Origin of the sequence: Paeniroseomonas aquatica, assembly GCF_030409335.1 — a bacterium.
In the GTDB taxonomy this organism is placed as follows: domain Bacteria; phylum Pseudomonadota; class Alphaproteobacteria; order Acetobacterales; family Acetobacteraceae; genus Belnapia; species Belnapia aquatica.
Window position 1 is genome coordinate 1 of record NZ_JAUFPN010000075.1, and the last position, 4,399, is coordinate 4,399.

Below are 4,399 nucleotides of genomic sequence, written 5' to 3' on the forward strand. Positions count from 1 at the left end.
GAACAGCGGCAGGAAATTGTCGTGATGCAGCAGGCGCTCGAGACGCTACCGGCGCAGCCGTCGGCAACAGATGCCCATCCCCACACTCATCCCAAGGGTACCGTACGATGACCGGACGCTTTGCCGCCTTGCTTCTGCTGACCACGGCGCTGCCTGCGTTCGCTGGTCAGGCACCAGGGCCCGCGGATGCGCCGGACATTCCCATCAGCAAGCAGGATCGCTTCTACAGCTCCGATCAGTTCTCCAACACCGTCTCGGTAATCGATCCGTCCAGCAACACGCTGCTTGGCGTGATCCGTCTCGGCGATACCACGCCGGCAAATCTCAGTCCGTTGTATCGGGGCCAACTGCTGGTGCATGGGATGGGCTTCTCTCCGGATCATCGGACGCTCGCGGTCATCTCGATCGGCTCGAACTCGGTCAGCTTCATCGACACTGCGACGAACCTCGTGAAGCATGTCGCCTATGTCGGCCGTTCGCCGCATGAAGCGTTCTTCACGCCTGACGGGCGAGAGGTCTGGGTGAGCGTGCGCGGTGAAGACTACATCGCCGTTCTCGATGCCGGGACGTACCAGGAGACCGGCCGCATCAAGGTGCCGAATGGTCCGGGCATGACCATCTTCTCGCCTGATGGCGCCTTTGGCTACGTCTGCTCCAGCTTCAGTCCTGAGACCGTCGTGATCGACACGAAGTCTCGCGCGATCATCGGCCGGGTGAAGCAGGAAAGCCCATTTTGTCCTGACATCGCGGCGACACCAGATGGGCGGCAGGTCTGGCTGACACTCAAGGATGTGGGCCGCACCATGGTGTTCGACGCACGCCCTCCCTTCGCGGTCCTGCGGGTGCTCGATACTGGCCCCATCACCAACCACGTCAACTTTATCCGGACGCCGCGTGGCCAGTTCGCCTATGTCACCGTTGGCGGGCTGAATGAGGTCAAGGTCTTCCGCACCGACACTTTCGAACAGGTTACTGCCATCCGGGTCGGCGCACTGCCGCATGGCCTATGGCCATCCGGTGACGGAACCCGGATTTATGTCGGGCTGGAGAATGCCGACGCCGTTGCGGCGATCGATACCGCGGCCAATGCGGTCGTAGCGACAATCCCGATCGGTCAGGGCCCCCAGGGTGTGGCCTACGTGCCTGGCGCCGTGCCACAAGGCGAGGGCAGGGACAATCTGCAACCCCCGGGTCTCGCGGCCAACTCCGTGCAACTCCTGCTCGCCGGTGCGGATGGCCGCACTGCGACGCAAGTGACGCTCTTCGATCAGGGCCCGCTTCAGATTCTGCAGGCGGCAGCGACCGGCCTGCAGCCTGGGAAACCGCATGTCCTGGCTCTCTCGACCCAGGCGGACGGGACAGGGCCGCTGCAGGTTCTGGCATCCTTCATGACAAACCCCGCTGGGGCCGCCATCGTCAACACGGTCGGGCCAATCCGGCAGGTGGTCCAAGAAAATGCTGGCCCGGTACGGCGCTATCTGGTCATTGCCCCCGGCTCCGCCGCCCAACCCGGTGCTGCGCTGCAGATCCAGAAGTAGCACCTGCTCGGATCGACGAGCCTGCTCTGAGAGCAAAGGGATAACGGTGGATGGGAACGGGTAGCCGGGAGGGAGAGATGGCGGCGCTGATCGAGCCGCATATCCCCGCCCTGCGACGCTTCGCCTGGGCGTTACTGCGTGACGGCACCGTCGCCGATGATCTGGTGCAGGATTGCCTGGAACGGGCGATAGCCGGCTGGCACCTGCGTCACCACGATGGCAACCTCAAGGCCTGGCTCTTCGCTATCCTGCACAATCTGTTCCTCAGCAACCGGCGTCGCTCTGCCCGCGGCGGCATGGACCGTTCGTTGGACGATGATGGCGCGGCGGCGCTTATGCGGGCCGACCCGACGGCGACTCTCGCCGCCGAAGGCCGACTGGTCTGGCAGGATGCCCTCACCGCGCTCGATGCACTGCCGGAGGACCAGCGGGCAGTGATCCTCCTCGTGGGCATCGAGGATCTTTCCTATGAGGAGACGGCTCGTCTGACTGGTGTGCCGATTGGTACGGTGATGTCGCGTCTTTCCCGCGGGCGGGAGCGCTTGCGCCGTCTGCTGGACGGCGAGGTGGTCAAGGCCGGCGGACAGCAGGCGCTCAGGAGGGTGAAGTGACGGCCGCCAGCAGCCCTGAGGTTCCAATCGGCGAGGATGACCTCCAGGCCTGGATTGATGGTCGTCTGCCGTCGTCCCGGCGCGACGCGGTCGAGGCTTGGTTCGCCACGAACCCCGAAGTGGCCGCTCGGCTCCGCAGCATGGCTTCTCAGCAGGAGAAGCTGCGTGCCGTCTTGCAGTTGAAGCACGATGAGCCGGTGCCGGCGCGGTTGCGGGTTGCCAATTTGGTCGCGGCACGGCGGGTCGCGCGTTGGCAGGGAATGCGTCGAGTTGCGTCCGTCTGCATCTGGCTAGTGACAGGGGGAGCAATGGGATGGGCGGGTCATGCTACCCTGTCCGACGCCACGCGGGACCGTGCGCCGGCTGCCACCGCGATGGCGACACGGCCGATGGTGGCGGAGGCCATCGCAGCCCACCGGGTCTTCGCGGCTGATCTCGGCCGCCCGGTGGAGGTGGCCGCGGCACAGGAAGCGCAACTTGTAACCTGGCTGTCGAACCGCCTGGGGCGGCCGCTGGCTGCGCCCGACCTGCTACCGCTGGGATACCGGCTGATTGGTGGCAGGTTGCTTGCGGGCGCCGGCGGCGACCCGGCTGCGCAACTCATGTACGAGGATGCCCGTCGCTTGCGGCTTACCGTCTATCTGCGCGCCGACCACGCCGGCCCGACCGGAACGGAGTTTCGCTTCTCCGATGATCCGGCGCAGGGGGTCACCGCGTTCTGGTGGGTCGACCGTGGGTTCGGTTACGCGGTCTCGGCGGAGGGCCTCGATCGCCCTGTTTTGCTGAGTGTGGCCGAAGCGNGCGGTACACCGAGCCCAAGCCTGTGACCCGACTACGGTTCCGTGCGGAACACTGGCACCCATCGGGCGCTGAACAGGAAACCGCGCCAACGGTCGGGCCTCGCCTCGACCAGTGCGCTTAAAGAGAGGACTGCATGATCGGGACGGATAGGTTTCTGATGAGCCGGCGCGGTGCGTTGCGCGCCGGTGCCGTGCTTGGGTTGGGCATTGCCACGGCGAGCCGGGCGGAAACGGTCATGTTGCCTTTCGGCAATGGTGAGCGGCCCTTAGTGACCTATCCGCAGAAGCGCCCGCTGATTCGCCTGACCACTCGGCCACCGCAGTTGGAGACGCCCTTCGCGGTTTATGCTGAAGGTCTCATCACCCCCAACGACGCCTTCTTCGTGCGCTACCACCTCTCGGGCAATGCGCCGCCGCAGGATCTCGACCCTGAGACCTTCCGACTCTCGGTGCAGGGCCGAGTGCAGAAGCCGCTCTCGTTATCGTTGGCTGAGCTGAAAGCGATGCCCGCGACCGAGATCGTCGCGGTGAACCAGTGTTCCGGCAACAGCCGCGGTTTTTCCGAGCCACGGGTTGCCGGCGGGCAGGCGGCGCATGGGTTGATGGGCAATGCGCGCTGGCGCGGTGTCACCTTGAAGTCGGTGCTCGACCGTGCCGGCATCGCCGCCGGCGCGGTGCAGGTCAGCTTCAATGGCCTGGACGAGCCGCCGGCACCTGACACGCCAGACTTTACCAAGGCGCTCGACCTCGACCATGCGCTCGACGGTGAGGTGATGCTCGCCTGGGCAATGAACGGCGCGGATCTGCCGATGCTGAACGGCTACCCGCTGCGTCTGGTGGTTCCGGGCACCTACGGGACCTATTGGGTCAAGCACCTTCATGAGATCACGGTGCTCGACAAGCCCTCTGACAGCTTCTGGATGACCTCAGCCTACCGCATCCCGGACAATGACTGCGCTTGTGTGCCGGCCGGCACAGCCGCGCCGAAGACTCGGCCGATCGGGCGCTATAACGTCCGCAGCTTCATCACCGCTCCGGTGGAAGCGGGGCATCTCGCGGCCGGTCAAGACTTGACTGTCAAGGGCATCGCTTTTGACGGCGGGTCGGGTATTGCCCGGGTCGAGATCTCGGCTGATGGCGGCAAGAACTGGATGGATGCGCGCCTCAGCGAGGATCTCGGCAAGTATTCTTTCCGCGGCTTCGAAGTCAGTCTGCGCCTGCCGACCGGTGCGCATCGCCTGATGTCGCGCGCCACCGGCAAGGATGGCAGCACCCAGCCGATGGAGGCGCAGTGGAATCCACCAGGCTACATGCGCAACGTGATCGAGACTGTTTCGGTGACCGTGGCGTGAGAGGGATGCACATGCGCGTAATCATACTCGCTGGGACGCTGACAGCCGGACTGGCAGTGGCGGCGACCGCAAAGCCGATCCAGTACGAGTTGCCAGAA

Annotated in this window: 3 protein-coding genes; all 3 read left to right on the top strand. The window is 65.1% G+C overall.

Annotated features, from left to right (window positions below; translation table 11 throughout):
- Nucleotides 1–107 precede the first annotated feature (107 nt).
- The 3 genes from QWZ14_RS08035 (at nucleotide 108) to sorA (ending at nucleotide 4,301) form a co-directional block, all read left to right on the top strand.
- Entirely contained in the window at nucleotides 108–1,538 is a 1,431-nt protein-coding gene (locus tag QWZ14_RS08035) for a YncE family protein (protein WP_290316110.1), read from the top strand.
- A 77-nt stretch (nucleotides 1,539–1,615) separates the two neighbouring features.
- The gene (locus tag QWZ14_RS08040; RefSeq protein ID WP_290316111.1) at nucleotides 1,616–2,149 is read left to right on the top strand and encodes an RNA polymerase sigma factor; all 534 of its coding nucleotides are present in this window, start codon (nucleotides 1,616–1,618) and stop codon (nucleotides 2,147–2,149) included.
- A gap of 934 nt (nucleotides 2,150–3,083) precedes the next feature.
- The gene (gene sorA / locus QWZ14_RS08045; RefSeq protein WP_290316112.1) at nucleotides 3,084–4,301 is read left to right on the top strand and encodes a SorA family sulfite dehydrogenase catalytic subunit; all 1,218 of its coding nucleotides are present in this window, start codon (nucleotides 3,084–3,086) and stop codon (nucleotides 4,299–4,301) included.
- Nucleotides 4,302–4,399: the final 98 nt, after the last annotated feature.

Excerpts from the sequence above, each read along its gene's own strand:
- QWZ14_RS08035 (WP_290316110.1), top strand. The coding sequence starts at position 108 with ATGACCGGACGCTTTGCCGCCTTGCTTCTGCTGACCACGGCGCTGCCT.
- sorA (WP_290316112.1), top strand. The coding sequence starts at position 3,084 with ATGATCGGGACGGATAGGTTTCTGATGAGCCGGCGCGGTGCGTTGCGC.
- QWZ14_RS08040 (WP_290316111.1), top strand. The coding sequence starts at position 1,616 with ATGGCGGCGCTGATCGAGCCGCATATCCCCGCCCTGCGACGCTTCGCC.